This window comes from Ensifer sp. CCNWLY38, from assembly GCF_037120565.1.
Lineage (GTDB): Bacteria > Pseudomonadota > Alphaproteobacteria > Rhizobiales > Rhizobiaceae > Ensifer > Ensifer adhaerens_H.
In genome coordinates this window covers 1-570 of the sequence record NZ_JBBBBO010000045.1, presented here as the reverse complement: position 1 = coordinate 570, position 570 = coordinate 1, and the positions used below count along the sequence as shown (strand labels likewise).

Sequence of the window (570 nt, the reverse complement as noted above, 5' to 3'; positions counted from 1 at the left end):
GCAGCTCCCCACGGCTTATCGCAGCGTATCACGTCCTTCATCGCCTGTGCATGCCAAGGCATCCACCAAATGCCCTTTTGACACTTGATCGTTCTCATTGCCAATGCTCATCCTTAGTTGGATTTGGCAAACCTTTCCTTCTCGCTTGCGCTCGAAGGGGTGCCAAATCAACAGCCCGGTTACCTTTTACAACCGAGCCAGTCAGATGCCATCGACATGTTCGATACGGTCGCTTTATTGGAACCACGCCGAGCGGTTCACTTGCGCCATATCTTAAGACCAGCTTCTCGAGATCTGTCCGGTGATGCGCGGTCAGGCAACACCAATCCAGCATGAACACCAGAAGGGCACTCTTGCGAGCACCCAAACAATGATCATGCCTCTAGGACAAGGCTTCCTTCCTACCTCCAGACCCTCCACCACATCCGGTCGGCTAGACCATCCATGGGTTCATCGGGGCTGGGCTCGGACGTCCCGAGTGATCATAGATCACTCAAAACACCTGGAAGCTTCCAGACATATCTTCTCTTCACAATGTAATCAGAACAGGCATCAGGCTAAAAAGCCGAT

At 52.6% G+C, this 570-nt stretch carries 1 rRNA gene; it reads right to left on the bottom strand.

Going from position 1 to position 570, the window contains the following annotated elements:
- A 23S ribosomal RNA gene (locus V7S54_RS33250) occupies positions 1 to 90 on the bottom strand; the annotation flags it as partial.
- Positions 91 to 570: the final 480 nt, after the last annotated feature.